The 24,694-nt window shown below is 67.5% G+C and carries 25 protein-coding genes; 16 read left to right on the top strand and 9 right to left on the bottom strand.

Annotation, left to right across the window (positions count from 1 at the left end; genetic code table 11):
- Positions 1-3 precede the first annotated feature (3 nt).
- From QNI11_RS18525 to QNI11_RS18500, 6 genes are all read left to right on the top strand, one after another.
- On the top strand, positions 4-780 hold the full coding sequence (locus tag QNI11_RS18525; protein ID WP_283981271.1) for a uracil-DNA glycosylase: 777 nt from the start codon (positions 4-6) through the stop codon (positions 778-780).
- The gene (locus QNI11_RS18520) at positions 780-1,397 is read left to right on the top strand and encodes a LysE family translocator (protein WP_283981270.1); all 618 of its coding nucleotides are present in this window, start codon (positions 780-782) and stop codon (positions 1,395-1,397) included. The genes QNI11_RS18525 and QNI11_RS18520 overlap by 1 nt, the downstream gene beginning before the upstream one ends.
- 2 nt (positions 1,398-1,399) lie before the next feature.
- Positions 1,400-1,978 (top strand): hypothetical protein, encoded by a 579-nt coding sequence (locus QNI11_RS18515; protein ID WP_283981269.1) that lies wholly within the window; start codon positions 1,400-1,402, stop codon positions 1,976-1,978.
- Between the two features lie 13 nt (positions 1,979-1,991).
- On the top strand, positions 1,992-2,534 hold the full coding sequence (moaB, locus tag QNI11_RS18510; RefSeq protein ID WP_283981268.1) for a molybdenum cofactor biosynthesis protein B: 543 nt from the start codon (positions 1,992-1,994) through the stop codon (positions 2,532-2,534).
- A 109-nt stretch (positions 2,535-2,643) separates the two neighbouring features.
- Entirely contained in the window at positions 2,644-4,101 is a 1,458-nt protein-coding gene (locus QNI11_RS18505; protein ID WP_283981267.1) for an efflux RND transporter periplasmic adaptor subunit, read from the top strand.
- A 43-nt stretch (positions 4,102-4,144) separates the two neighbouring features.
- A complete protein-coding gene (locus tag QNI11_RS18500; RefSeq protein ID WP_283981266.1) occupies positions 4,145-7,852 on the top strand; it encodes an efflux RND transporter permease subunit in 3,708 nt (1,235 codons plus the stop codon).
- 97 nt (positions 7,853-7,949) lie between these two features.
- On the opposite strand, the gene QNI11_RS18495 is transcribed toward QNI11_RS18500, so the two are convergent.
- Positions 7,950-8,762 (bottom strand): protein-disulfide reductase DsbD domain-containing protein, encoded by an 813-nt coding sequence (locus QNI11_RS18495; RefSeq protein WP_100930954.1) that lies wholly within the window; start codon positions 8,760-8,762, stop codon positions 7,950-7,952.
- A gap of 166 nt (positions 8,763-8,928) precedes the next feature.
- On the opposite strand from QNI11_RS18495, the gene QNI11_RS18490 reads away from it, so the two are divergent.
- Both QNI11_RS18490 and QNI11_RS18485 read left to right on the top strand, forming a co-directional pair.
- Positions 8,929-9,510, top strand: coding sequence for a YqgE/AlgH family protein (locus tag QNI11_RS18490; RefSeq protein WP_283981265.1), 582 nt, complete (start codon positions 8,929-8,931; stop codon positions 9,508-9,510).
- A gap of 17 nt (positions 9,511-9,527) precedes the next feature.
- Complete coding sequence (locus QNI11_RS18485; protein WP_283981264.1) at positions 9,528-9,986, top strand: DUF2267 domain-containing protein; 459 nt, start codon at positions 9,528-9,530, stop codon at positions 9,984-9,986.
- Between the two features lie 70 nt (positions 9,987-10,056).
- Here QNI11_RS18485 and QNI11_RS18480 read toward each other — a convergent pair whose 3' ends face one another.
- The gene (locus QNI11_RS18480; protein ID WP_283981263.1) at positions 10,057-10,992 is read right to left on the bottom strand and encodes an L-threonylcarbamoyladenylate synthase; all 936 of its coding nucleotides are present in this window, start codon (positions 10,990-10,992) and stop codon (positions 10,057-10,059) included.
- Positions 10,993-11,110: 118 nt separating this feature from the next.
- On the opposite strand from QNI11_RS18480, the gene QNI11_RS18475 reads away from it, so the two are divergent.
- From QNI11_RS18475 to QNI11_RS18455, 5 genes are all read left to right on the top strand, one after another.
- Positions 11,111-12,799 (top strand): acyl-CoA dehydrogenase, encoded by a 1,689-nt coding sequence (locus QNI11_RS18475; RefSeq protein ID WP_283981262.1) that lies wholly within the window; start codon positions 11,111-11,113, stop codon positions 12,797-12,799.
- Positions 12,796-13,845, top strand: a complete 1,050-nt coding sequence (locus QNI11_RS18470) for an MBL fold metallo-hydrolase (RefSeq protein ID WP_283981261.1) — start codon at positions 12,796-12,798, stop codon at positions 13,843-13,845. Before QNI11_RS18475 ends, QNI11_RS18470 begins: the two co-directional genes overlap by 4 nt.
- Positions 13,846-13,961: 116 nt before the next feature.
- Positions 13,962-14,414: a hypothetical protein gene (locus tag QNI11_RS18465; protein ID WP_100929166.1), complete on the top strand. Its 453-nt coding sequence runs from the start codon at positions 13,962-13,964 to the stop codon at positions 14,412-14,414.
- Between the two features lie 99 nt (positions 14,415-14,513).
- Positions 14,514-14,648 carry an aa3-type cytochrome c oxidase subunit IV gene (locus QNI11_RS18460; RefSeq protein ID WP_100929167.1) on the top strand — a complete coding sequence of 45 codons (135 nt, stop codon included), beginning with the start codon at positions 14,514-14,516 and terminating at the stop codon, positions 14,646-14,648.
- Between the two features lie 109 nt (positions 14,649-14,757).
- Positions 14,758-15,417, top strand: a complete 660-nt coding sequence (locus QNI11_RS18455) for a hypothetical protein (RefSeq protein ID WP_283981260.1) — start codon at positions 14,758-14,760, stop codon at positions 15,415-15,417.
- A 5-nt stretch (positions 15,418-15,422) separates the two neighbouring features.
- On the opposite strand, the gene QNI11_RS18450 is transcribed toward QNI11_RS18455, so the two are convergent.
- Both QNI11_RS18450 and QNI11_RS18445 read right to left on the bottom strand, forming a co-directional pair.
- Entirely contained in the window at positions 15,423-15,767 is a 345-nt protein-coding gene (locus QNI11_RS18450; RefSeq protein WP_100929168.1) for an AzlD domain-containing protein, read from the bottom strand.
- A complete protein-coding gene (locus tag QNI11_RS18445) occupies positions 15,764-16,516 on the bottom strand; it encodes an AzlC family ABC transporter permease (RefSeq protein WP_283981259.1) in 753 nt (250 codons plus the stop codon). Before QNI11_RS18445 ends, QNI11_RS18450 begins: the two co-directional genes overlap by 4 nt.
- Before the next feature lie 49 nt (positions 16,517-16,565).
- On the opposite strand from QNI11_RS18445, the gene QNI11_RS18440 reads away from it, so the two are divergent.
- The 3 genes from QNI11_RS18440 to mobB all read left to right on the top strand — a co-directional run bounded on the left by QNI11_RS18440 (position 16,566) and on the right by mobB (position 18,632).
- The gene (locus QNI11_RS18440; RefSeq protein ID WP_283981258.1) at positions 16,566-17,444 is read left to right on the top strand and encodes a formate dehydrogenase accessory sulfurtransferase FdhD; all 879 of its coding nucleotides are present in this window, start codon (positions 16,566-16,568) and stop codon (positions 17,442-17,444) included.
- Between the two features lie 76 nt (positions 17,445-17,520).
- Positions 17,521-18,141 carry a molybdenum cofactor guanylyltransferase MobA gene (gene mobA, locus QNI11_RS18435; RefSeq protein ID WP_283981257.1) on the top strand — a complete coding sequence of 207 codons (621 nt, stop codon included), beginning with the start codon at positions 17,521-17,523 and terminating at the stop codon, positions 18,139-18,141.
- Positions 18,138-18,632 carry a molybdopterin-guanine dinucleotide biosynthesis protein B gene (gene mobB, locus QNI11_RS18430; RefSeq protein ID WP_283981256.1) on the top strand — a complete coding sequence of 165 codons (495 nt, stop codon included), beginning with the start codon at positions 18,138-18,140 and terminating at the stop codon, positions 18,630-18,632. The genes mobA and mobB overlap by 4 nt, the downstream gene beginning before the upstream one ends.
- A gap of 4 nt (positions 18,633-18,636) precedes the next feature.
- Here the strand turns inward: mobB and QNI11_RS18425 are convergent, their stop codons facing one another.
- The 5 genes from QNI11_RS18425 to QNI11_RS18405 form a co-directional block, all read right to left on the bottom strand.
- Positions 18,637-19,464, bottom strand: a complete 828-nt coding sequence (locus QNI11_RS18425; RefSeq protein WP_283981255.1) for a 4-(cytidine 5'-diphospho)-2-C-methyl-D-erythritol kinase — start codon at positions 19,462-19,464, stop codon at positions 18,637-18,639.
- A 28-nt stretch (positions 19,465-19,492) separates the two neighbouring features.
- On the bottom strand, positions 19,493-21,208 hold the full coding sequence (locus QNI11_RS18420; protein WP_100929174.1) for a tetratricopeptide repeat protein: 1,716 nt from the start codon (positions 21,206-21,208) through the stop codon (positions 19,493-19,495).
- A 114-nt stretch (positions 21,209-21,322) separates the two neighbouring features.
- Positions 21,323-21,613: a PilZ domain-containing protein gene (locus QNI11_RS18415; RefSeq protein WP_157814987.1), complete on the bottom strand. Its 291-nt coding sequence runs from the start codon at positions 21,611-21,613 to the stop codon at positions 21,323-21,325.
- A gap of 78 nt (positions 21,614-21,691) precedes the next feature.
- Positions 21,692-23,338: an electron transfer flavoprotein-ubiquinone oxidoreductase gene (locus tag QNI11_RS18410; RefSeq protein ID WP_283981254.1), complete on the bottom strand. Its 1,647-nt coding sequence runs from the start codon at positions 23,336-23,338 to the stop codon at positions 21,692-21,694.
- 228 nt (positions 23,339-23,566) lie between these two features.
- On the bottom strand, positions 23,567-24,661 hold the full coding sequence (locus tag QNI11_RS18405; RefSeq protein WP_283981253.1) for a calcium-binding protein: 1,095 nt from the start codon (positions 24,659-24,661) through the stop codon (positions 23,567-23,569).
- Positions 24,662-24,694 lie beyond the last annotated feature (33 nt).

Genomic DNA, 24,694 nt, shown 5'->3' with positions numbered 1-24,694 from the left:
TCCATGGAATCGGCACTGGACTGGCACGCCGCGCGTGCCGCCCTCGACTGGCAACTGGAGATGGGTGTCTCCGAGGCGCTTTGCGAAGCGCCCGTGGACCGTTTTGCTCTGGAGGATGCGGCGAAGGCGGAGCGTCTTGCGCCCCGCCGCCGCGGCGCCGTGGCCGCGCCGGTAGCGGAACCCGAGGCCGATCCCGTTGCCGAGGCCGAAGCGGCGGCGGCGGCGGCTGTCGACCTGCCTTCGCTGGAGGCGGCGCTGGCTGGCTACGACCACTGCGAGCTGAAGCGCGGCGCGCGGTCGCTGGTGTTTTCGGACGGGGTGGCAGCGGCGCGGGTGATGTTCGTGGGCGAGGCGCCGGGCCGGGACGAGGATCTGCAGGGCAAGCCGTTTGTCGGCCGGGCGGGGCAGTTGCTGGACCGGATGCTGGCGGCGGTGGGACTGTCGCGCGCGGAGTCGGTCTATATCACCAACGTGCTGCCCTGGCGCCCGCCGCAGAACCGCGACCCGAAGCCGGACGAGATCGCGATGATGCTGCCTTTCCTGAAGAAGCACATCGCGCTGGTCGATCCCGATTTGCTGGTGATCGTGGGCAACATCTCGGCCCAGGCCCTTCTGGGTCGGCGGGGCATCACCCGGCTGCGCGGCACCTGGCAGGAGGCGGAGGGCCGCCCGGCGCTGCCCATGGTGCATCCCGCCTACCTGCTGCGCAATCCGGGTTTCAAACGCGAGGCGTGGAACGACATGCTGGAGTTGAAGGTCAAGTTGAGGAGCCTCGGGTGATGGCGTGGACGATCGTCGATCCGGTGATGTTGCTGGCTTTTTTGCCTGCGGGGCTGGCGCTGAACGTCACGCCGGGGCCGGACATGCTGTTCTGCATGGCGCAGGGCCTGCGCGGCGGTCCGCGGTGCGGCTGGGCGGCTTCCGCAGGTGTTGCCGCGGGCGGCATGGTGCATGTGCTGCTGGCGGGGCTGGGGCTGGGTGCGCTGGTCGCCGCGGTGCCCGGCGCCTTCGACGCGATCCGCTGGGCGGGGGCGGCCTACCTCGTCTATATCGCGTGGAAGACCTGGCGGACGCCGCTGACCGGTGTGGACGCGCCGCCGCTGGCACCGGCGCGTGCGGCGCGGCAGGGCTTTGTCGTGAACATGACCAACCCGAAGTTTATCCTGTTCGTGCTGGCCTTCGTGCCGCAGTTCGTCGATCCCGCGCGCCCCGTCCTGCCGCAGTTCCTGATCTTCGGCACGATGATGGGGGCGGGCGGCCTCTTGGTGAACGGGCTTGTCGGGCAGTTCGCCGGGCGCCTGCGCCGCCATCTGCAGGGCGGCACGGGAACGGAGCGCGGTTTGCGCTACGCTTGCGCTACGCTTTTCGGCGGGCTTGCGGTGCGGCTGGCGCTCTGACGGTGATCGGACGGTGCCTTCTCCTGCTGGTGATGAGCCTTGCCGGCGCTGCGCAGGCCCAGGGCATCGACTACGCGGCGATCTTCGCGCGCGAGGCGGCCCGCGTGACGGAGGCCGGGACGGAAAACGGCGCTGCTGTCGAGACGCTGCAGATGGAGAACGGGATCGAGCTTCGGCGCCTGACGGCGGAAGACGGGACCGTCACCTACGAAGGCATAGACCGCAGCGGGCTGGGCGCGGTCGGCTGCCTCTACCGCATCTATTTCGAACTCGATGCCGCCGGGCGTTTCTGCCCCTGGGCGCCGCCGCCAGAGGCCGCGCAGACCTTCGAGCAGCGCCTGAACCGGATCGCGACCTTCGTGGCGGAAAACGGCGAGCCCCGCGTGCCGCCCGAGGAGGTGCCCGCCATGCTGGACGCCGCGCGGGAGGCCTACGGTCGGGAAGTGGCGCGGCTGGGATGCCCGGAGCCGGGCGAGGGGATGCAAGGATTTGCCGCGGCGCTGGCCTCCGAAGCGATGGACCCGGTGCTTGACATGGCGCTCTCCGTGCCGAGATTGCCGGTCACGCTTCCCTGTCTGTAAAAAGGCCTGCCCCATGTCCCGTATCGACGAGTCCAAGGAATTCATCCCGGTGCGCATCGCGGTGCTGACGGTCAGCGACACCCGGTCGCTGGCGGAGGACCGCTCGGGCGACACGCTGGTCGCGCGGCTGACCGAAGCGGGGCATGTCCTTGCGGATCGCGACATCGTGAAGGACGAGCGCGCGGTCATCGCCGACCGGCTGCGCATCTGGATCGCGGACCCGGAGGTGGATGTGGTGATCTCGACCGGCGGCACGGGGTTGACCGGGCGCGACGTCACGGTGGAGGCGCACCGCGACGTCTACGAGAAGGAGATCGACGCCTTCGGAACGGTCTTCACCATTGTTTCCATGCAGAAAATCGGGACGAGCGCGGTGCAGAGCAGGGCCACGGGCGGGGTTGCAGGGGGCACTTACCTTTTCGCGTTGCCGGGCAGCACGGGCGCCTGCAAGGACGCCTGGGACGAGATCCTGAAGTGGCAGCTCGACTACCGTCACCGCCCCTGCAACTTCGTCGAAATTTTTCCGCGCCTCGACGAACACAGGCGACGAAAGTGATCCGACCGTGCGTATAATGACGTAAGTCCTTTCGCGGCGCTTGTTTTCGGGAGGTCATTCTATACGTGCGACGTGACGCGATGCTGCACCTCAACGGGAGACGGTCCGGATGCGATTTCTACGCAAGAGCCTGACGGGGCTCTTCCTGTTTGCGCTGACGCTGGGCCTCCTGGCCTGGGCGGGACTGATGGTGCGCGATGCGGTCGTCGCCCGGATGAACGAGGAGCCGGGCCGCCGGCCGGCGCAGGAACGGGTTTTCGCGGTGAACGTGGTTGACGTGTCCTTCGGCACGGAACGCCCCGTCCTGTCGGCATTTGGCGAGGTGCAGAGCGTGCGTACGCTGGAACTGCGCGCGGCAGCCTCGGGGACCTTGGTCGACCTCGATCCCGAATTTGTCGAAGGCGGGCAGGTGGATGCCGGGCAGCTTCTGGCGCGGATCGACCCGGCCAATGCCGAGGCGGCGGTGGAACGGGCGGAAAGCGATCTTCTGGATGCGCAGGCGGAGCTGCGCGAGGCGGAGCGCGCCATCGGCATCGCCCGCGACGAACTGGTCGCGGCGAGCGAACAGGTGCGGCTGCGCGAGCAGGCGCTGCAACGGTCCCGCGATCTGCTGGAGCGACGGGTGGGCACCGAGGCGGCGGTAGAGACGGCGGAACTGGCCCTGTCATCTGCGCGCCAGTCGGTGCTGAACCAGCGGCAGGCCGTGGCCACCGCGGAGGCCCGCATCGACCAGGCGAAGACGGCGCAGCGGCGGGCGGAGATCGCAGCGGCAGAAGCCGAGCGCGGGCTTCAGGACACGGAAATCCGGGCGCAGTTCGCGGGCACGCTGACCGAGGTGACGGTTGTCGCCGGGCGGCTGGTCTCGGCCAACGAACAGCTGGCGCAGCTTGTCGACCCGGAGGCGCTCGAAGTGGCGTTTCGCGTTTCGACGCCGCAATACGTGCGCTTGCTGGACGATACGGGCCGGTTGAAGGAAGCCCCCGTGTCGGTGCGGCTCGATGTCCTGGGGACAGAGATCGCCACGACGGGCCGCCTGTCCCGGGCCGGTGCCTCTGTCGGCGAAGGGCAGACCGGGCGGCTTCTGTTCGCGACGCTCGACGGGGCGCGCGGCTTCAAGCCCGGGGACTTCGTGACGGTGGAGGTCGAGGAACCCGAACTGCCGAACGTCGCCCGCCTGCCCGCAACGGCGCTTGGCGCGGATGGTGCGGTGCTGGCGCTCGACCCGGAGGGGCGGCTGGAGGTGGTGCCCGTCACCCTGATGCGCCGTCAGGGCGACGACATCCTGATCCGCGCGGACGCTCTGGAAGGGCGTGAGGTCGTGGCGCAGCGCACACCGCTTCTTGGCGCCGGGATCAAGGTGCAGCCGCTCAGGCCCGGTGTCACGGAAGAGGCGCAGGTGCCCGAGATGCTGGAACTGACGGCAGAGAGGCGCGCGCGGCTGGTGGCCTTCGTCGAGGGCAACAACCGGATGCCGGAGGAGGCCAAGACCCGGATCCTTGCGCAGCTGCAGGAAAACCAGGTCCCCGCCGACATGGTGCAGAGGATCGAAGAGCGCATGGGCGGCTGACGCGCCGCGATGACGTTGCAAACACCCGTTCCGGAGGGGGCGCATGGTACGTGAACTGCCAAAATCCGCCGGGGGTATCTTCGGCTATTTCACCCGGCATCCCACGCTGGCGAACCTGCTGCTGGTGATCCTGCTGGCCTCGGGCCTTCTGGCCGTGCCGAACATGCGGGCGCAGTTCTTTCCGGACGTGATCGTGGACGAGATCGACGTGTCGGTGTCCTGGGACGGCGCCGGCGCCGAGGATATCGACGCCGCCATCGTGCAGCTTCTGGAACCGGCGCTGCTGGCGGTCGAGGGGGTCGAATCCTCCCGCTCCAATTCCCGCGAGGGCCGCGCCAGCATCGAGCTGGAGTTCGAGCCGGGCTGGGACATCGCCCGGGCCGCGGACGATGTGCAGCAGGCGGTGGACGGGATCACAGGACTGCCCGACGACGCCGACGAACCGAGCGTCAGCCGGGGCGGCTGGCGCGACCGCGTGACCGACGTGGTGATCACCGGGCCGGTGGGTGTCGACCAGCTTGCCCGGTTCGCGGACGAATTCACCGTGCGCCTGTTCGCCGAAGGCGTGACGCGCACGACGATCCAGGGCGTCGCCGCGCCGCAGATCCTGGTGGAAGTGCCCTCGAACAGCCTCATCGCGCATGACGTCACCATGCAGGAGATCGCCGAGGCCATCGCGGCGGAGGTGGACGCCGATCCGGCAGGCGACGTGGCGGGGGCGGGCGCACGGGTCCGCACCGGGATCGAGAAACGCTCTGCCGACGACATCGCCGCCATTGCCCTGCGCTCCAACCCGAACGGATCCAAGCTGACCATCGGCGACGTGGCGCAACTACGCGAGGAAGGCGTCGACCGTCAGCGCAGCTATTTCGTCGGCCCCAACCCGGCGATCACGGTGCGGGTCGACCGGTCCGACCGGGGCGACGCCATCGGCATCCAGGAGCAGGTGGAGGAGGTCGCCGCGGCCTACCAGTCCACGCTGCCCGAAGGCGTGACCATCGAACTGATCCGCACCCGGTCAGAGGCGATCACCGGGCGGCTCAACATCCTGATGGACAACGCCTCCATGGGGCTTCTGCTGGTGGTCGCGCTGCTGTTCCTGTTCCTGAACACGCGCACGGCCTTCTGGGTGGCGGCGGGGATTCCCACGTCGCTGCTGGCGGCCATCGCGTTGATGTACGTGGGCGGGCTGACGATCAACATGATCTCGCTCTTCGCGCTGATCATCACCCTGGGCATCGTGGTCGACGATGCCATCGTGGTGGGGGAACACGCCGATCACCTGTCCCGGCAGGGCTTCGGCCCCTACGAGGCGGCGGAACGGTCGGCCTCCCGCATGGCGCTGCCGGTGTTCTCCGCGACGCTGACCACGGTCATCGCCTTCTTCGGGCTGACGGCCATCGGCGGCACGTTCGGAGAGATGATCGCCGACATCCCCTTTACCGTCATCACGGTGCTGCTCGCCTCGCTGGTGGAGTGTTTCCTGATCCTGCCGAACCACATGGCCCACGCGTTGAAGCCCCGCGTCGCGACCGGGTTCCGCGCGTGGCGCGCGGCGGCAGGTTTTGTCGGAGAGGTGATCGTCGGCACGCTGGCGGTCGGGCTGATCCTGCTGGCGATCCTGTCGCTTCCCGGCGCTGCCCACGGCGTCTGGGGCACCATGGGCGAGACGCCGGGCTGGATCGCCGGCCTGCATGAAAGCGCCGTCGCGTTGCGCGGCACGATCCTTGGCGAGCCGCTGTGGATCGGTGCGCTGCTGGTTGCGCTGGTCGCCGCCGCGCTGGGGCTCCGGCTGATCCGGATGGACGGGGCACGGCGCCGTGCGGCGCTGAACGATCTGTCGGACATGGGCATCGACAGCGCCAGCCGTGTGGTCAACAGGGGCTTCCGGCAGGTCCGGGAACGCGGCTTCCGCCCCTTGATGGCGGTGGTCATCCGGGCACGTTACGTGGTGCTTGCAACCGCGACGCTGGTGCTGGCAACGCAGGCGGTGCTGTTCATCAGCGGCGACGTGCAGTGGCGCTTCTTCAACTCACCGGAACGCGGGTCGATCAGCGGCAACTTCGCCATGGCGCCGGGCGCCACGCGCGAGGATACGCTGGCGCAGATGCGGCTCTTGCAGAAGACGACGGAGGAGCTTGGCCGCGAATACGAGGAACGCTACGGCCGCAACCCGCTGGATTACGTGATGGCGGAGATCGGCGGCGGCTCCGGGCGCGGGTTGTCGAGCGCGGACACCAAGGACGCCGACCAGCTTGGCGGCATTTCCATCGAGCTGATCGAGGCGGACGCGCGACCCTATTCCTCCTTCGCCTTTGTCGGAGAGTTGCAGGAACGGGTCGAGAAGCATCCGCTGGTCGAGGAAATCTCGTTCCGCGGCTGGCGCTCCGGCCCCGGCGGCGATGCGCTCGACGTGAAGTTCATCGGCTCCGATTCCGAGACGCTGAAAGCCGCCGCCGAGGATCTGAAGGCCGCCGTCGCCGCCTTCCCCGAAGTGTCGGCGGTGGAGGACAACCTTGCCTACGACAAGGAGGAGCTGATCCTCGACCTGACGCCGCAGGGGCAGGCGCTTGGCTTCGACATCGACGGGCTGGGCCGCGTGCTGCGCAACCGGCTGGGCGGGATAGAGGCGGCAAGCTACCCGGTGGGACCGCGCTCTGCCGAAATCCGCGTGGAACTGCCGGAGGGCGAACTGACGGCGGACTTCCTCGAACGGATGATGCTGCGCACTCCCGAAGGTGCCTACGTGCCGCTGGCCGACATCGTGCGGGTGGAACGGCGGACGGGCTTTTCGACCGTGCGGCGCGAGAACGGTATCCGGCAGATTTCCGTCAACGGCGACATTTCCGAGGACGATCCGGCCCGCGCGACGGAGATCATGACCGCGCTGGAAGAGGTCATCCTGCCGCGCATCGCCAACACCCGGCAGGTGGATTACGACATCTCCGGGCTGTCAGAGCAGGAGGACGAGTTCCTCGCCGATGCAGAGCTGGGGCTGGCGATGGTGCTCTTGGGCATCTACCTCGTGCTGTCCTGGGTCTTTGCCAGCTGGACGCGCCCCTTGGTGGTCATGGCGATCATCCCCTTCGGACTGGTTGGGGCGGTCTATGGCCACTGGCTGTGGGACGTGCCGCTGAGCATGTTCACGGTGGTGGGCCTCTTGGGCATGACCGGGATCATCATCAACGACTCAATCGTGCTGGTGACGCAGATCGACGAATACGCCCGCGACCGTGGCCTGATCCCGGCGATCATCGACGGCGCGGCGGACCGTCTGCGCGCGGTCTTCCTGACCTCGGCCACGACGGTGCTGGGCCTGGCGCCGCTGCTCTACGAACGCTCGGCCGATGCGCAGTTCCTGAAACCCACGGTCATCACGCTGGTCTACGGGCTGGGCTTCGGCATGGTGCTGGTGCTGCTGGTCGTACCCTCGCTGGTGGCCGTACAGCACGACGTATCGGTCGCCTGGTCGGCGCTGAAGCGCGGCTGGCGCTTCCGCAGCGGACCGGTACGCGGCCTGCTGGTCGGCGGAACGCTGGCCGTGGTGGCCTGGCTGGGGCTGACACTGGGCATGATGGCCTTCGCCGGCGGCATGCCCGCGGCACTGGCACCATTCGGTGATCCGGCGTCGAAGGGGACGGCGCTCGCGGTCTTCCTGATCGGAGCTGCGGTGCTGGTGCTGGCCCTCTGGCTGGCGGCGGCGCTGGCGGTCCTGATGCGGCGCGGGCCGGTGAAGGCAGGCGGCGCATAGCCCCGCCCTACATCGGGTCGCCACAAGCAACAACGGCGGCATCATGGAATGCCGCCGGGATCGCCTTGCGTCTTTGGGGGTAGACCGAACGGCCGCGTCAGTCGCAGCCGCGGACTTCGACCGGCATCCGGCCGCCCAGCACCGTCAGCACCATCTCGGAGCGGTCCAGCGCAAAGGCGGCGCGGGACAGGTGGGTCACGCGCGTCTCTGCCACCAGTTGGCCGCCGCGCAGCGATGTCTGCGGCTCTGCCACCCACAGTTCCGGATCGGCGAATTCGATCACCGTCTCTTCGTTGCCGGTGGCGCCGGGCAAGGTGAGGGCGACGTTCAACCCGATGCCCTTGGGCGTGGCCGAGACCGTGCAGGTGACAGAGGTCACGCCCGCATCGCCGCGCCCGAAGGGCACGTCGGCCATCGCCGCGGCGATCCGCGGATCGGGCTTGCGTGACCCGGCGGGCAGGGTGGCCGAAACCTTCAGCCGCTGGGGCAGGCAGACGTCCTTGCAGATGCCGATCTCGATGGTGCCGTTGAGCTGCGCGTCCTTGCCGGCATTGCGGAGTGACACGCGCAGCGGCAACACGACCTCGTCATGATAGCCGACGGAGCGCATCCCGGACTGCCAGAAGACCTGCGGGCTGGGCCACGATACGGTCACGGCACGGGTGTTCTGCGCGCCCTGCCAGTCGAAGCTGGGCGGGATGCCCGCATCGCCGGGGCTGCGCCAGTAGGTCTTCCACCCGGGGGCAAGCCGCAGGTGCAGCGCCGCGATATGGTCGCCGTTTGGCAGGCGCCAGCCGGGAAGGATCGTGGCGTCTAGCATGCCGTCGTAACGCTCTGCCCGGGCAGGCGCGGGCAGGATCAGCGAAGCGGCCAGAACCGGGGCCAGAAAGGCGCGCAGAATTTTCTTCATGCGGACAGGGATGCTATGGACGTCGCCAAAAGGGAAGTCACCTTGAAGTGAGAGCTCCGAGAGGGGTGGCGGCGGGGCCACGTTCTTGCGCATGGCCCGGGGCTGTCGCATGGTGGGGAGAAAGCCGACCGCGCCAGAACGTCGGCTGCAGGACTTGAAGGTGGGCATGGCGGAAAACAGTGACATTGCGACGACGAACCTGACGGGGCATCTGCTGATCGCGATGCCGGGCATGGCCGATCCGAGGTTCGATCTGAGCGTGGTCTTCATTTGCGACCATTCCGACGAGGGCGCGATGGGCCTGATCGTCAACAAGCCTACGCCGGACATCGACATGTCGGCCCTGTTGTCCCAGCTTTCGATCGAGAATCCGGCGGGGCTGGACGGCACCAAGGTGCGCTATGGCGGGCCGGTGGAGATGGGCCGCGGCTTCGTGCTGCATTCGCCCGACTACACCTCGGTGGTGACGACGCTGGACGTGACGCCGGATCTGAAGATGACCGCGACGCTCGACGTGCTCGAGGACCTGGGCCAGGGCCAGGGGCCGGAGCGGTGGCTTATGATGCTGGGCTATGCCGGCTGGGGGCCGGGCCAGCTGGAGAACGAGATTGCCGAGAACGCCTGGCTGGTCGGCCCGTCGTCCGCCGATCTGATCTTCGACCTGACCGACGGGCAGAAGTGGGAGGCGGCGCTGGAAAGCATCGGCGTCTCGCCGCTCCTGCTGTCGAGCGAGGGCGGGCGGGCCTGAAGGACCGGGAGGCGGCGATGCCGATGCCATGGACCTATCGCCACGCCGAAAAGGAATGGCGGGCCATCCTCGACGATCTGAAAGAGCACATGGGCCTTGAGTCCGACAACATGGCCTACACCGCGCTGGATGGTGTGCTGCAGGTGTTCCGCCGCCGCCTGACAGCCCAGCAGGGGCTGGATTTCGCCTCTGTCCTGCCCTGCGTGGTGCGGGCGGTGTTCGTGGCGGGCTGGCAGGTGGAGGAGACGCCTCTGCCCTTCGGTCCCCGGGCCGAGCTTGTCCGTGAGGCACAGGCGGTGCGGCGCCACCACAACCTGACCCCCGGAAATGCCATCGAGGCCGTCGCGCGCGCCATCCGGCCACACGTCAACCCGGCGGACTTCGCAAGGGTGTTGCAACGCCTGCCGGAGGGCGCGGCGGCGTTCTGGGAGGTACCGGGCGTGCCTGAGGCCGACCTCAGGCCGAGGATTTACTGAATACTGGCAGGGGCGGCGTGCAACCCCGCCCTACGCAGCGTAGCCGACAGTGGCTTCGCGCCGCGCCGGATCAGCGGTCGGCGGCGGCCCGGCTGAGGCGGTCGTTGATCGCCACGCCCAGCCCCAGATGCGGGATCGGCGAGATGGCGATGACCTTGGGCGCCTTGGCGTCGAGCTGGTGCAGGTACTCGAAGAGGTTCGCAGCCGCCTCCGTCAGGTCGCCGGACGGCGAAAGGTTCAGGTCCGCCTCCACATCTCCGAACCCGAGGCTGGCCTCGCCCGGTTCGAACTCGATGGCGTTCAGCCGCACGGCGGCGCGGGGCGCGTAATGCGACTTGGTCTGGCCGGGGGCGGAGATCGTGTCCGAGCCGTGCCGTTCCGCGATCCGGCGTCCCAGGACATGGCCAAGCGCCTCGCGGGTGATTCCGCCGGGCCGGAGCAGCGTCGGACGGCCCGCCAGCCCGAGGATCGTCGATTCCAGCCCGACCTTGCACGGCCCGCCGTCGAGGATCGCATCCACCCGGTCGCCGAGGCTGGCCGCGACATGCTCGGCCCGCGTGGGACTGATCTGGCCGGAGACGTTGGCCGAAGGCGCCGCGACCGGCACCCCCGCCGCACGCAAGAGGTCGCGCGCCACGGGCGCCGCAGGCATGCGCACCGCGATGGTGTCGAGCCCGGCGGTCACCAGCTTCGAAACACGGGCGCCTTCGCGGAGCGGCAAGACGAGGGTCAGCGGCCCGGGCCAGAAGCTCTGGGCAATGGCCTCCGCCTCTTCGGACCACTCCACCATCGCCTTCAGCGCGTCGAGGTCGGCGAAATGGACGATCAGCGGGTTGAAACTGGGACGTCCCTTGGCAGCATAGATCGCGGCCACGGCATGATCGTCGCGGGCGTCCGCACCGAGCCCGTAGACGGTCTCGGTCGGGAAGGCCACGAGCCGTCCGTCACGCAGCAGGGAGGCTGCGCGCGCGAGGCCGGTGGGGTCGGGGAGAAGTCGCTCTGTCATGCAGCCCGGTTTTGACGTGGCGTTTCTGTTGCCGCCACTCTCAGCGGTCATACGCTTGTTATACGGGTCCGCTTGCTACTAGAGAGATGTGGGCTTGCCAAGCCGGAGGGGCAATTAGATGACGTATCGCGCGCCATTGGGCGATTTTTCTCGCATTCTGAAACATGTGGTCGGCTATGAACGGGTCTCGGCCACGGAACGGTTCGCCGACGCCTCGCTTGAAACCGTCGAAGCGGTGCTCTCGGAAGCGGCGAAGATGTGCGAAGAGGTCATGGCGCCGCTGCAACGCAACGGCGACCTGGATCCGGCGCGGCTGGAGAACGGCGTGGTGCGTACGTCGGAGGGTTTCGCCGAAGGGTACCGGGCCATCGCCGAAGGCGGCTGGATCGCGGCCTCGGCCGAGGAAGCGTCGGGCGGGATGGGGCTGCCGCTGACGGTCACCACCTGCGTGAACGACATGATGTCGGGCGCCTGCCTTGCGCTGCAACTGAACCCGCTGATGACCCAGGGCCAGATCGAGGCGCTGGAAAACCACGCCTCGGACGAGCTAAAGGCGCTCTACCTGCCGAAGCTGGTGACCGGCGAGTGGGCAGGCACGATGAACCTGACGGAGCCGCAGGCCGGGTCCGACGTGGGGGCGCTGTCGACGAAGGCCGTGCCGAACGGCGACGGGACCTACGCCATCACCGGTCAGAAGATCTATATCTCGTGGGGCGACAACGACTTCACCGGAAACGTCTGCCACCTCGTGTTGGGGCGGTTGCCGGACGCGGTGCCGGGGACCAAGGGCATTTCGCTGTTCCTCGTCCCGAAATTCCTGCCGGACGAGAACGGCGAACCGGGCGCGCGCAACGACCTGCGGGTGGTGTCGCTGGAGCACAAGATGGGGCTGCACGGCTCTCCGACCTGCGTGATGTCCTACGAGGGCGCGACCGGCTGGCTTGTCGGTGAGGAAAACGACGGCATGCGTGCCATGTTCACCATGATGAACAACGCCCGGCTCGGCGTGGGCGTGCAGGGCATCGGTGTGGCCGAAGGCGCCTACCAGCACGCATTGGCCTATGCCGAAGAGCGCAAGCAGGGCCGGTCGGAAACCGGGACCATCCTCGGCCACGCCGATGTGCGCCGCATGCTGGCCGAGATGAAGGCCGACATCTTCGCCGCCCGGTCCATCGGGCTGATGCTGGCCGTGGCGCTCGACATGGCGCGGGCCACCGGAGACAAGGGCTGGGCCGCGCGCGCGGGCGTGCTGACGCCCATCGCCAAGGCCTTCGGCACCGACGTGGGGATCGAGGTGGCGTCGAAGGGTGTGCAGGTGCACGGCGGCATGGGCTACATCGAGGAAACCGGCGCCGCCCAGTACCTGCGCGACGTGCGCGTGACGGCAATCTACGAGGGCACCAACGGCATCCAGGCGATGGACCTCGTGGGCCGCAAGCTGATGGACGGCGGAGAGGCGGTCTTTGCCATGATCGATTCCATGCAGAGCTACATCGAGGGCGTGAAGAGCGACATCCCCGAACTGGCCGAAGCCGCCTGGCAGGCGTCGGAGAATCTGCGCGACGCGACGGAGGCGCTGCTGGCGATGGACATGACGGACCGATTCGCCGGTGCCGTGCCCTACCTCAGGGCGTTTGCGCGGGTGCTGGGCGCCACGGCCCACCTGCGCGCCGCCTGTGCGGAGCGCAACAGCGCCACCGAACGGCTGGCCCGGTTCTACATCCTGCGCATGCTGCCCGAGCACGCGTCGCTCTGTGCGCAGGCGCGGGCGGGTGCCCTGGTCCCGGCAGAGGACTTCGCGGCATGATGGACGGCAGCCCGGGACACATCCGTTTTCCCTTCGACACCCCGCCCGCCGCGGGCGAGGCCATCGAGGTGGCCGAGGGCGTGCTGTGGATGCGTCTGCCGCTGCCGATGAAGCTGGACCACGTCAACGTCTACGCGCTGGACGACGGCGCGTCGTGGACGATCGTCGACACCGGCATGAACTCCTCGAAGACGCGCGGCATCTGGGAGAGCCTGCTGACCGGGCCCCTGGCGGGTAAGCCTGTGGGCCGGGTGCTGGTCACCCACCACCATCCCGACCACATCGGGCTGGCCGGATGGTTCCAGGAGCAGGGGGCAGAGCTTCTGACCTCGCGCACCGCATGGCTGCTGGCCCGGATGCTGCAACTCGACCCCAACGACACGCCGCCGCCCGAGGTGGTGGCCTACTGGCGCGCCGCGGGGATGGGCGACGAGATCATCGCGTCCCGCATGGACGAGCCGCCCTACATGTTCCGCCGCACTGTCTGGCCGTTGCCCTTCGGGGTCCAGCGGCTGAAACAGGGCGACACGCTGCGCGCGGGCGGACGGGATTGGGCAGTTCATACCGGCGGCGGTCATGCACCGGAGCATGTCACGCTCTGGGAAACGGACGGATCTCTGGTCATCGCCGGGGACCAGATCCTGCCGTCGATCTCGCCCAACCTCGGGGTCTACGCCACAGAGCCCGAGGCGGACCCGGTGGCCGACTGGCTCGACGCCTGCGAACGCCTGTCTGTGCTGGCGCGTGAGGATCATCTAGTCCTCGGCGGGCACAAGCTGCCGTTTCACGGTCTGCCGGCGCGGATGGGGCAACTGATCTCGAACCATCACGGGGCGCTGGAAAGGCTGGAGGATTTCCTGTCGGAGCCCGCCACCGCCGCGGGCTGTTTCCAGCCGCTCTTCATGCGCCGGATCGGTGCGGGCGAATACGGGCTGGCGCTGGTGGAGGCGATGGCGCATTGCCTGCACCTCTGGCACACCGGGCGCGCCACGCGCGAGGTGACAGAGGACGGGCGCTGGCTGTTCCAGCGGGTTTCGGCGCGCTGACACGCGACGACCTGCTTTCGGCCGTGGCAGGGGGCTTTGCCCCCCGGACCCCCCAAGCTATCCTCAACCCGACGACTGAAGGAGTGCGGGCCGCGATGCTGCCCCGAGGAGGACCCATGGACGACCGGATCGCGACCGCGGCCGAAGCGCACGAGAACGCTGCCATGCCGCAGCGGCGCGAGGTGCACACCGAGGAAGACACCCCTGAGAATGCCAACGAACTGCCGGAGGCGGTGCGCAACACGCCGGTCGAACAGAAAAGCCCGGCCCGCTGGGCCTACGAACGGCTGATCCTCTACATCAAGGCCTTCGAAGAGCGGCTCGATTCGGAGCAGGAAGTGGCCATGGGTTTCACGGGCGGCGATGCGGGCGTGCTGCGGATCGAGGGCATGGGATACTTCGACCCGGACGTGGTCACTTTCTACGGCAGCGACCCGGCAGGCGGTCGCATGCAGCTTATCCAGCACGTCACGCAGCTGAACGTGGCCCTCAGGGCGCTTCCCAAGGCCGAGAAACGCGCAGCGCCGCGACGGATCGGTTTTCGCCTCGTGCGCGATCTCGACACCTGAGCGAGGGCGCGACATTTGCGCCTTATTGGCGCGGTGACAGGGGCGAAAATATCCGCTATTCCCCTGCTTCGAAACGTGAACACCCCAAGGACAGGACAAATGGCAGAGCACAAGCACGGCAGCATGGACATCACCACGCAGGAAGAAACCTTCAACGGCTTCGTGAAGTTCACCGTCCGCACGCTGTACGTGATCCTCGCGATCGTGATCTTCCTCGCGATCTTCCGGACCTGATACCTCCACGCAACGTCGGTATTTCAAGCGCTTGACGTCACTTGAATGTGAGTTGGGCCTCGTGCATTCGTGCGTCAGAACGTGCGCGAACAGATCGGGTGGTATGCTGATGAAGATGACGGAACTGACCGGGCGGGGATTTCGCGCCTGCCTCGCGCTGGTGGCGCTCCTGACCGTGGCGGCCTGCGGCGCCGGGCAGATGTCCGGCCCGAACGCAACGCCGGAAGAGGCTGCAGCAGCCGCCTACCGCTCGTCGCTGCCGCCGTCGATCACGCTTTACACGATGATCAACAACCGGACGAACGGCGGGGCGCACACCTCGATCATGATCAACGCACCCAGCCAGCGCGTTGTCTTCGACCCCGCGGGCTCTGTCCGCTTCCAGTCCGTGCCGGAAATCGACGACGTTCTGTACGGCATCACGCCCGACGTCGAACAGGCCTATGAAAGCGCGCACGCACGGTCGACCTACCGCGTTAAGATCCAGCAGAAGCAGGTCCCGCCGGAAGTGGCGGAGCGCGCCCTCCGGCTGGTGCAGGCGAACGGGCCGGTTTCGGCCGCGGCCTGCACGTCGGCCACCTCGGGCATCCTGCGCCAGTTGCCGGGGTTCGAGACGCTTCCCTCCGTCCTGTTCCCGACCAAGCTGATGGAAGCTTTCGCGGAACTGCCGGGCGTCACCACGCGCGAGCTGCGCGAGGACGACGAGGACGACAAGGACCTCGCCGTGAAGCGGATCGAGCTCGACTGGCAGCAGACGAAAAACCCGTAAGGGCGTCAGACCAGCCCGGGCAGGTAGGAGCCGCCGACCATCACGGCGGCCCCGGTGAACAGCGCAGCATACAGGTTGCGCGTCCATCCCCCGACCAGCAGCGCCAGCACGGCGGCGGTCAGCCTGAGAGGATCCGTCTGGCCTCCCGTCGCGGCGGGCCAGACGACCAGCGGGGCGACAAGCGCGGGGATCACCGCCACGGCGGTATAGCGCAGGTGCCGCAGCAGCCATTCCGGCAGCTCGCGATCCCCGATCAGTCCCAGGAACACGAATCGCAGCCCGAACGACCCGAGGCCAAGCAGCACGATCACGATCCAGAGCGTGGTGCGGTCGATCTCTCCGGCGGTCATCGCGTCTCTCCCGTGGTCATCGCGTCTTCGGTCGTTTCCTCCCGCGCGCGCAGGGACTGGCGGCGTTCGACCTCCGCCCCGGCCATCATGCCCAGCACAGCCCCGCAGATCAGGCCCAGGTTCCAGGGCATGAAGGCAAAGAGCAGCGCCCCGGTTCCGCCGACCAGCGCCGCGATGCGGTGCGCCCCGGTGCGCATGGCGGGGCCAAGCATGGCGATGAAGGCGATGGGCAGCGCGAAATCCAGCCCCAGTTCCGGCGGCACCGCCGCGCCGATCCATGCGCCCAGAAGGGTGAATGCGTACCAGGGCGGGCAGATCGGCATGGCTACCCCCATGAAATACGCGAACTTCTGGGCCAGGGTCTGATCCGGGCGCTTCTCGTATTCGATTGCCGCCGCGGTGTAGGTCTGGTCCACAAGAAAATAGGCCGCCACGATCCGCTTGCCCAGCGGCAGCGCGCCGAGGTGCGGCGTGATGGAGGCGGAGTACATCGCCATCCGCAGGTTCACCGCCAGCGCAGAGGCCAGCACCACCACTGTCGGCGCGTTCTCCGTCATTAGTTGCAGCGCGGTGAACTGTGCGGCCCCGGCGATGACCACGACCGAAAAGCTGAGCGTTTCGAAGACGTTCAGCCCGGCCTCCGTCGCCAGAACGCCGAACAGCATGCCGAAGGGGCCGACCACGAACAGGAACGGCAGTCCGTCGCGGAATCCGCGCCAGAAGCTTGACATCGGGGGGGCGTCAGCCATGGTCTGAACCTCTCGAAACAGGCACAGCGGTAGCGGGGAGACAGGGCAGATGCAATCCGATGACGGCGAATACCTGATTGCCCCGAACCCGGGCGACGCCCGGCTGACACGCGCCGTTACGGGCGTCGACCACACCGGCCAGCCGGTCGAAGCGCGCGTGGTCGAGGAGCGGCCCCTGACGATCTACCTCAACGGGCAGGAGATCGTCACCGCCATGACCATCGGCGATTACCCGGAATACCTGGCGTTGGGGTTCCTGCGCAATCAGGGCATGCTGGGGACCGAAGAGACGGTCACACGTGTCGATTACGACGAGGAGCTTGAGGTCGTGGTGGTGCGCACCGCCTCCCAGACGACCTACGAGGAGAAGGTGAAGAAGAAGACCCGGACCTCCGGCTGCGCCGTGGGCACCGTCTTCGGCGACATGATGGAGGGACTGCAGGGGCTGACCCTGCCCGCGGCCGAGGTGAGGACCTCGTGGCTCTATGCGCTGTCGAAGAAGATCAACACCACGCCGTCGCTCTACCTCGAATCCGGCGCGATCCATGGCACGGTGCTGTGCCAGCAGGACCGCCCGCTGGTCTACATGGAGGATGTCGGGCGCCACAACGCGGTCGACAAGATCGCGGGTTGGATGCTGTCCGAGGGCGTCTCCGGCGCGGACAAGATCCTTTACACAACGGGGCGGCTGACCTCGGAAATGGTCATCAAGTGCGCGCTGATGGGCATTCCCGTGCTGGCCTCGCGCTCCGGCTTCACCGCTTGGGGCGTGGAGATCGCGCGGGAGACCGGCCTCACCTGCATCGGACGGCTGCGCGGGCGGCGGTTCCTGTGCCTGTCCGGCGAAGAGCGTCTTACACGGGACGCCGACCCGGACAGCATCGACGACGAGGACCGCAAGCACCGCCGCAAGAGCGCGGAGGCCTGAACGGTCAGGACGAAGGGCCTTGCGACCCGGCTTGGTCGAAGGCACCACGGGGACAGGCATCTTGGAAGGATTGGGCATGAAGGCACCTGTGGGGGTGATCCTGGCGGGCGGTCAGGCGACGCGGATGGGCGGCGGCGACAAGGGTTTGCTGACGCTTGGCGACCGGACGCTTCTGGCCCACGTGATCGAACGGACCGCACCGCAGGTGGCGGACCTGTGCCTCAACGCCAATGGTGATGCCGCCCGTTTCGGCGCCTACGGCCTGCCGGTCGTCGCGGACAGCCTGCCGGGATTTCCTGGGCCTTTGGCGGGTGTGCTGGCCGGGCTCGACTGGGCCGCCGCGCAGGGGGCCGACACGCTTGTCAGCGTCGCGGCCGACACGCCGTTCCTGCCCTGCGACCTTGTCCCGCGCCTGTTGCTGGCCGCCGAGGGGCAGGACCACCCGCTGGTGCTGGCCGCGACCGAGGGCGATATGGAGACGCGTTCGGCCAAGGGGCGGCTGATCCGTCACCCCACCTTCGGCCTCTGGCCCGTGGCGCTGCGCGACGATCTGCGTGCCGCGCTGGAAGGCGGTCTGAAGAAGGTCGTGCTCTGGACCGAAAGGCACGGCGGGCGCGAAGCCGTCTTCCCGGACGAACGCGCCTTCTTCAATGTGAACACGCCGGAAGACCTTGCGCAGGCGGAGGCGATGCTGTGAAGCTCTACGGGATCACGGGCTGGAAGAATTCCGGCAAGACAGGACTGGTAGAACGCCTTGTGGCCGAGATCGCCGGGCGCGGCTATTCGGTCAGCACGATCAAGCACGCGCACCACAGTTTCGACGTGGACCATCCCGGTCGCGATTCCTATCGCCATCGGGAGGCAGGCGCCTCCGAGGTCATCCTTGCGTCGCGCAAGCGCGTGGCCCAGATGACGGAACTGCGCGGCGCGCCCGAGCCGGACCTTGACGATCTGCTGGCGCGGCTGAGGCCCGTCGACCTGGTTCTGGTGGAGGGTTACAAGCGCGCGCGGCATCCGAAGCTCGAATGCCACCGGGTCGAGACGGGCAAGGGCCTGATCGTGTCGGAGGACGACACCATCCGCGCCGTTGCCTCGGACACCTCCATGTCGCTGCATGTTCCGGTGTTCAACCTCGACGACACGGTCCGCATCGCGGACTTCATTCTGGGTGAAGTCGGGCTGGACTAGCCCGTCAGCGCAGGGTGCAGGCGGCGGTCCACCAGTGCGGGTGTGCCTGTTGCATCTGCGCCGCTGCGGCATCTGCCGCGGGCCGGTCGTCGAACAGCGCAAAGCAGGTCGCGCCGGAGCCGGACATGCGCACCAGCCGCGCGCCGGCCAGTTCAGCCAGCGCCGCCAGCACGTCGCCGGTCACCGGCTGCAGCGCGATGGCGGGAACCTGCAGGTCGTTGCGCTGTGCGCCCAGCCAGTCGAGCGCGGCGGCTTGGCCGCCGCCCTCCGGCATCTCCGACATGGGTGGGTTGTCCTTGCGCGACAGGGCCTTGAAGACGGCCGGGGTTGGGACCTCTACCCCCGGATTGACGAGGACGGCATACATCGGCGCCATGAAGAGCGGCAGCACGTGGTCGCCGATCCCGCTCATCCGGGCGGCATGTCCCACCATGCAGACCGGCACATCTGCGCCGAGCGTCACCGGATCGACCGGGGCAGGGCGGCCGTAAAGTTCCTCCATCGCCCGCAGCACCGCCGCCGCGTCCGACGATCCGCCGCCGATCCCCGCCGCCGCCGGCAGGTGCTTGTCCAGCGTGATCGCGACGGCGCAACCGTAGGCCTCCGCCGCCTTCCAGCACAGGTTCCGCCGGTCGGCGGGCACCCCTGCCGCGCGCGGCCCGGTGACCTCCAGCGACATCTCGGGCGCGTCGGACAGGCGCACCGTGTCGCCCACATTGGCGAACATCACGAGGCTGTCGAGCAGGTGGTAGCCGTCATCCCGCTGCCCTGTCACGTGCAGAGCAAGGTTGATCTTCGCCGGAGCGAAGGCGGCGACCTGACGTCCGTTCATCTGAATAGCCCGCGGCGCTACGGCAGGTTCAGTCCGACACCTCGGCGCGCTCCAGCGGCGGCGCGCCTTCTTCGGCAAGGACCTGATCCAGCCCGACCGCCAGCTTGCGCTTGATACGCTCCGGATCGGCCTCTGCGGCGGCGTCTTCCCAGTCGACGAAGGACAGGGCGCGCTTCCACATGAACTCTGCCTCACGCTCCCGCCCGACGGCCCAGTAGACGTCGCCCAGGTGATCGTTGACCACCGGGTCGATGGGCATCAGTTCGGCGGCGCGTTCCATGTGCGGCACGGCTTCGTCGTAGCGGCCAAGGCGGTAGAGCACCCAGCCGAGGCTGTCGACGATGTAGCCGGAGTTCGGGCGGGCCGCGACGGCGCGCTCGATCATGTTCAGCGCCTCGTCCAGCTTGCGCTGCTGTTCCACCAGCGAATACCCGAGGTAGTTCAGCACCTGCGGCTGCTCCGGGTTCAGGTCCAGTGCCTTGCGGAAATCGGCCTCTGCCTCTTCCCACTTTTCCTGACGCTCGTAGCTGATCGCGCGGGCGTAGTAGAGGAACCACAGCCGTTCGGATTCCTCCTCGTAAAGCGACAGCGCCTTCGTGTAGGCAGCGACGGCATCTTCGTAGCGCTGTTCCTGCCGGAAGATGTCGCCGAGCGTGGTGTGCACCACTGGCAGGTCCTGCTTCTGTTCGGCCAGTGTCTCGAGGACGGAAATCGCCTGATCGGTCTTGTCCTGATCGCGTAGCGCCTCTGCCTCGCCCAGCACGGCGGCGTGGCGCGAGGGATCGTCCGTCGGGACCTCCTCGAACACCTGCTCTGCCAGTTCGTACTGGCCCATACCGGACAGCAGTTCGCCTGCCAGCAGGATCGCGTCCACATGATCGGGGCGCAGGTATTCTGCCATCCGCACATAAAGCAGGGTCAGCTCGTCGCTGCCTTCGTTGGAGAGGGCGCCGGCGAGGGTATAGAACACCTCCGCGATCCCCTCCTTCGGGGTGCGGACATGCGTGAAGGGAAGCTTTTCGCCGGTCGCCAGCGCGTCGCGCATCTGCTGCAGCGCGGGGTCCAGATCGGCGCCGAAGTTCTCGTCCAGCATGGCAACCGCGGCTTCCGAGCGGCCAAGCTGGGACATCACTTCTGCCCGGGCCATGACGCCGCGGCGGGTGGAAGCCATGCCGTTCGCCTCTTCTTCGTCGAAGATCGCGGCGGCGCTTTCGAAATCGCCCACCGAGGCGAGGGCCAGCGCCTTGTGATAAGACGCGAAGGGGCCGAGGCCGGGCATCTTGGCGACGTTGTCGAATTCGACCAGGGCCGCGCTCATGTCACCGGCGCCAAGCTGTGCCCAGGCTTTCACGAGACCGTCTGCCAAGGGGCCGATGCCGCGCTTGTCGTCGATGGACTGGATGACGTTGGCGAAGGTTTCGCTGTCCACGGCGGTGGTCAGGGCGGCCATCTGGGCGATCTGGCTTTCGTGCCCGCCCTCCGCCATGCGTTCCGCCAGCAGCGCCGCCTTGCCGAAGTTGCCCAGCGACATCTCCGCCAGGATGGCGCGTTCCATCAGTTCCGCGCGCCCGGGATCGAAGGCCAGCGCGCGTTCGTAGTAGTGTGCGGCCGAGGCGAAGTCGCCGAGGAAGCTGGCCTGACGTGCGGCGAGGTAATCCCCGGCGATGCCGTTTGCGCTGGCCGCCGTTGCCGTTGCGGCCAGTGCCAGAATGCCTGCACGGATGCGCTTTGCCCAAAGGTCCAAGGTGCCGGTCTCCCCTTCATTTTCGTTCCCGAGAGCCTAGAGCGACGGGGCGGGCAAGGCAATGAGAACACCGCTCACGAAGCGGCGAGAGGCCCTGCTGCCGTGGGGCTTCGCCTAAAGCAGGCTCAGATCGCGGTACTGGCGCAGGTTCTGCAGCTGGGCGGCATCCAGCGGGTGGTCGAAGGAAAGGGCGACGCCCCGTGGTCCCACGCGCACGACGCGGGCCGGCACCGGCTGGCGCATCGCCATCAGCCGGACCCGGGAGCCCACGGCAAGGGGCAGGCGCCCCTCCGCGAAGGCGCCGGTTTCGGACACGTTGACGATGGTGGCGGCAAAGTCGCCGTCATCGGTACACAACTCGAAGCCCCAGGCACTCGGCCAGCGGTCTGCACGTTTCCTTATCATCGCACTGTCCCCGATTGGCATTTCGGGGACAGTGACAAATCGGGATTTACACGAGGTTAAGCTGCGACGGCCCAAGGCTCACATGTTCGGGTAATTCGGCCCGTCGCCCCCCTGCGGCACCGTCCAGTTGATGTTCTGGGCGGGGTCCTTGATGTCGCAGGTCTTGCAGTGCACGCAGTTCTGGAAGTTGATGACGAACTGCTTCTCGCCGTCCTTCTCGACGAACTCGTAGACGCCCGCCGGGCAATACCGCTGCGACGGCCCCGCGTAGGTCTCGAGGTTCTTCAGCGGCACGGACGGGTCCTTCAGCTTCAGGTGTGCGGGCTGGCTCTCCTCGTGGTTGGTGAACGAGAAGGAGACGTTGGTCAGCCGGTCGAAGGACAGCTTTCCGTCGGGCTTGGGATACTCGATCGGCGTGTAGTCGGCAGCCTTGCCGGTCGCTTCCGCGTCGGACTTGCCGTGGCCCAGCGTGCCGAAGAACGAGAAGCCGAACAGGCTGTTGGTCCACATGTCGAGCCCGCCAAGCGCCAGCGACGGGGTCAGGCCCCACTTCGACCACATCGGCTTCACGTTGCGTACCGGCTTCAGGTCCTTGCCGATGGCGCCGTCGCGGACCTCCGTCTCGTAGTCGGTCAGCTCGTCGCCCGCGCGGTCGGCCTTGATCGCGGCATAGGCTGCCTCGGCCGCGGCCTTGCCCGAAAGCATGGCGTTGTGGTTGCCCTTGATGCGCGGCACGTTGACCATGCCGACAGAGCAGCCCAGCAGCGCCACGCCGGGCGCGACCATCTTGGGCATCGACTGGTAGCCGCCTTCGGAGATCGCCCGCGCGCCGTAGGCCACGCGCTTGCCGCCTGCCAGCAGCTCGGCCACCATCGGGTGATGCTTGAAGCGCTGGAATTCCATGTAGGGATAAATGTGCGGGTTCTTGTAGTTCAGGTGCACCACGAAGCCGACATAGACCTGGTTGTTGTCGAGGTGGTAGATGAACGACCCGCCCCCGGCGTTCGACCCGAGCGGCCAGCCCATCGTGTGGGTGACGGTGCCCTCGCGGTGCTTGGCCGGGTCGATCTCCCAGATTTCCTTCATGCCGAGGCCGAACTTCTGCGGCTCCTTGCCCTTCGAGAGGTCGTACTTCGCGATCACCTCTTTCGAAAGAGAGCCACGCACGCCCTCGGCCAGGAAGACGTACTTGCCGTGCAGTTCCATCCCCGGTTCGGTGTTCGGCCCGTAGGAGCCGTCCGCCTCCAGCCCGAAGACCCCGGCGACGACGCCCTTCACCTCGCCGTTGTCCCCGTAGACGAGTTCCGAGCACGCCATGCCCGGGAAGATCTCGACGCCCAGTTCCTCGGCCTGCTCCGCCATCCAGCGGCAGACGTTGCCCATCGAGACGATGTACTTGCCGTGGTTGTCCATCAGCGAGGGCATCGGCCAGTTGGGGATACGAACCTTGCCCTCTTCGCCCAGGATGTAGAAGTTGTCCTTCTTTACCGGCACGGTGATCGGCGCGCCCTTGTCCTTCCAGTCGGGGATCAGCGCATCGAGCCCGCAGGTGTCCAGCACCGCACCCGACAGGATGTGTGCGCCAACCTCTGAGCCCTTCTCCAGCAGGACGACCGACAGCTCCGGGTCGAGCTGCTTCAGGCGGATCGCGGCGGACAGGCCTGCGGGGCCGCCTCCGACAATCACCACGTCGTATTCCATCGCTTCGCGCTCGATCTCGCTCATGTCGCTCCCTCCAGAGACGTCCCGACGACACGCACGAGGCGGCCGGGTAATAAAATTCCAAAATTCCTAGCGCGGCGTTGCGGCATCCGTCAATGCGCGCGCAGCGTCACGAGGCCGCAGCCACGTCGTTGCTGCGATGCAGGCAGCGGGCCGGCTGGCCCGCGACAAGCGATATCCCAGGGATTGAGAGTGCAGGGGGCCACGAACCGGCCAGTGGCCCCCGGAAGATCAGAAGACGAGGTCGTCGAAGCCGAGATCGGATGCCGAAACGCCCTTGAACAGCGCCATGTCGTAGCCCTCGACATTGACCAGCGCCCCGTCCGCCGTGTCGGTGATATAGATCGCGCTACCCCAGAGGTCGGTCAGGTTGATCCTGTCGACGCCATCCTGGAAATCCTCGACGATGTCGAAGCCGCTTTCCTGAGCAAAGACAAACACATCCGCGCCCTCTCCACCAACCAGCGTATCATCGCCGTAGCCGCCGAACAGGGTGTCGTTGCCGCCTTCGCCCTTGATCCAGTCAGCCCCGGCCCCGCCTTCGATCAGGTCGTTCCCGGCTTCACCATCCATCGTGTCGTTGCCGTCCTCGCCCTTCATCCAGTCGTCGCCCTCGCCGCCAAGCATCAGGTCGTTGCCGGATTCGCCGTCCATGGTGTCGTTGTCGAGGCCGCCTTCGAGTGTGTCGTTACCTTCACCACCCAGCAGCAGGTCGCGGCCCTGTTCACCCTTCACCCAGTCATCGCCGAGGCCGCCTTCCACGGTGTCGTTCCCGGCTTCGCCATCCATCGTGTCGTTGCCGTCTTCGCCCTTCATCCAGTCGTCGCCCTCGCCGCCAAGGATGAGGTCGTTGCCGGATTCGCCGTCCATGGTGTCGTTGTCGAGACCGCCTTCGAGCGTGTCGTTGCCTTCACCGCCGAGCAGCAGATCGCGGCCCTCTTCGCCCTTGATCCAGTCGTTGCCGAGACCGCCCTCGACGGTATCGTTCCCGGCTTCGCCATCCATCGTGTCGTTGCCGTCCTCGCCTTTCATCCAGTCGTCGCCCTCGCCGCCAAGCATGAGGTCGTCGCCGGATTCGCCGTCCATGGTGTCGTTGTCGAGGCCGCCTTCGAGCGTGTCGTTGCCTTTACCGCCCAGCAGAAGGTCGCGGCCCTCTTCGCCCTTGAGCCAGTCGTCGCCGAGGTCGCCCCACAGCACGTCGTCACCTGCTTCGCCGTCGATCGTGTCGTTGCCGTCGAGACCGTGAAACGTGTCGTTGCCCTCGAGAAGAGCAATGACATCGCCCAGAATTGTCCCATTCAGATTGTCGTCGCCGTTTGTCGGCATCCGTAGTCCCTCGCAGTAATGAAAAAGCGTCCT

Origin of the sequence: Sagittula sp. MA-2 (assembly GCF_030126985.1) — a bacterium.
GTDB lineage: Bacteria > Pseudomonadota > Alphaproteobacteria > Rhodobacterales > Rhodobacteraceae > Sagittula.
This window is presented reverse-complemented; position numbering and strand designations above follow the sequence as displayed.

What these genes read in the sequence shown, in the direction of transcription:
- QNI11_RS18525 (WP_283981271.1), top strand. Translation starts at nt 4, where the DNA reads ATGGAATCGGCACTGGACTGGCACGCCGCGCGTGCCGCCCTCGACTGG.
- QNI11_RS18520 (WP_283981270.1), top strand. Translation starts at nt 780, where the DNA reads ATGGCGTGGACGATCGTCGATCCGGTGATGTTGCTGGCTTTTTTGCCT.
- moaB (WP_283981268.1), top strand. Translation starts at nt 1,992, where the DNA reads ATGTCCCGTATCGACGAGTCCAAGGAATTCATCCCGGTGCGCATCGCG.
- QNI11_RS18505 (WP_283981267.1), top strand. Translation starts at nt 2,644, where the DNA reads ATGCGATTTCTACGCAAGAGCCTGACGGGGCTCTTCCTGTTTGCGCTG.
- QNI11_RS18500 (WP_283981266.1), top strand. Translation starts at nt 4,145, where the DNA reads ATGGTACGTGAACTGCCAAAATCCGCCGGGGGTATCTTCGGCTATTTC.
- QNI11_RS18495 (WP_100930954.1), bottom strand. Translation starts at nt 8,762, where the DNA reads ATGAAGAAAATTCTGCGCGCCTTTCTGGCCCCGGTTCTGGCCGCTTCG.
- QNI11_RS18490 (WP_283981265.1), top strand. Translation starts at nt 8,929, where the DNA reads ATGGCGGAAAACAGTGACATTGCGACGACGAACCTGACGGGGCATCTG.
- QNI11_RS18485 (WP_283981264.1), top strand. Translation starts at nt 9,528, where the DNA reads ATGCCGATGCCATGGACCTATCGCCACGCCGAAAAGGAATGGCGGGCC.
- QNI11_RS18480 (WP_283981263.1), bottom strand. Translation starts at nt 10,992, where the DNA reads ATGACAGAGCGACTTCTCCCCGACCCCACCGGCCTCGCGCGCGCAGCC.
- QNI11_RS18475 (WP_283981262.1), top strand. Translation starts at nt 11,111, where the DNA reads ATGACGTATCGCGCGCCATTGGGCGATTTTTCTCGCATTCTGAAACAT.
- QNI11_RS18470 (WP_283981261.1), top strand. Translation starts at nt 12,796, where the DNA reads ATGATGGACGGCAGCCCGGGACACATCCGTTTTCCCTTCGACACCCCG.
- QNI11_RS18465 (WP_100929166.1), top strand. Translation starts at nt 13,962, where the DNA reads ATGGACGACCGGATCGCGACCGCGGCCGAAGCGCACGAGAACGCTGCC.
- QNI11_RS18460 (WP_100929167.1), top strand. Translation starts at nt 14,514, where the DNA reads ATGGCAGAGCACAAGCACGGCAGCATGGACATCACCACGCAGGAAGAA.
- QNI11_RS18455 (WP_283981260.1), top strand. Translation starts at nt 14,758, where the DNA reads ATGAAGATGACGGAACTGACCGGGCGGGGATTTCGCGCCTGCCTCGCG.
- QNI11_RS18450 (WP_100929168.1), bottom strand. Translation starts at nt 15,767, where the DNA reads ATGACCGCCGGAGAGATCGACCGCACCACGCTCTGGATCGTGATCGTG.
- QNI11_RS18445 (WP_283981259.1), bottom strand. Translation starts at nt 16,516, where the DNA reads ATGGCTGACGCCCCCCCGATGTCAAGCTTCTGGCGCGGATTCCGCGAC.
- QNI11_RS18440 (WP_283981258.1), top strand. Translation starts at nt 16,566, where the DNA reads ATGCAATCCGATGACGGCGAATACCTGATTGCCCCGAACCCGGGCGAC.
- mobA (WP_283981257.1), top strand. Translation starts at nt 17,521, where the DNA reads ATGAAGGCACCTGTGGGGGTGATCCTGGCGGGCGGTCAGGCGACGCGG.
- QNI11_RS18425 (WP_283981255.1), bottom strand. Translation starts at nt 19,464, where the DNA reads ATGAACGGACGTCAGGTCGCCGCCTTCGCTCCGGCGAAGATCAACCTT.
- QNI11_RS18415 (WP_157814987.1), bottom strand. Translation starts at nt 21,613, where the DNA reads ATGATAAGGAAACGTGCAGACCGCTGGCCGAGTGCCTGGGGCTTCGAG.
- QNI11_RS18410 (WP_283981254.1), bottom strand. Translation starts at nt 23,338, where the DNA reads ATGAGCGAGATCGAGCGCGAAGCGATGGAATACGACGTGGTGATTGTC.
- QNI11_RS18405 (WP_283981253.1), bottom strand. Translation starts at nt 24,661, where the DNA reads ATGCCGACAAACGGCGACGACAATCTGAATGGGACAATTCTGGGCGAT.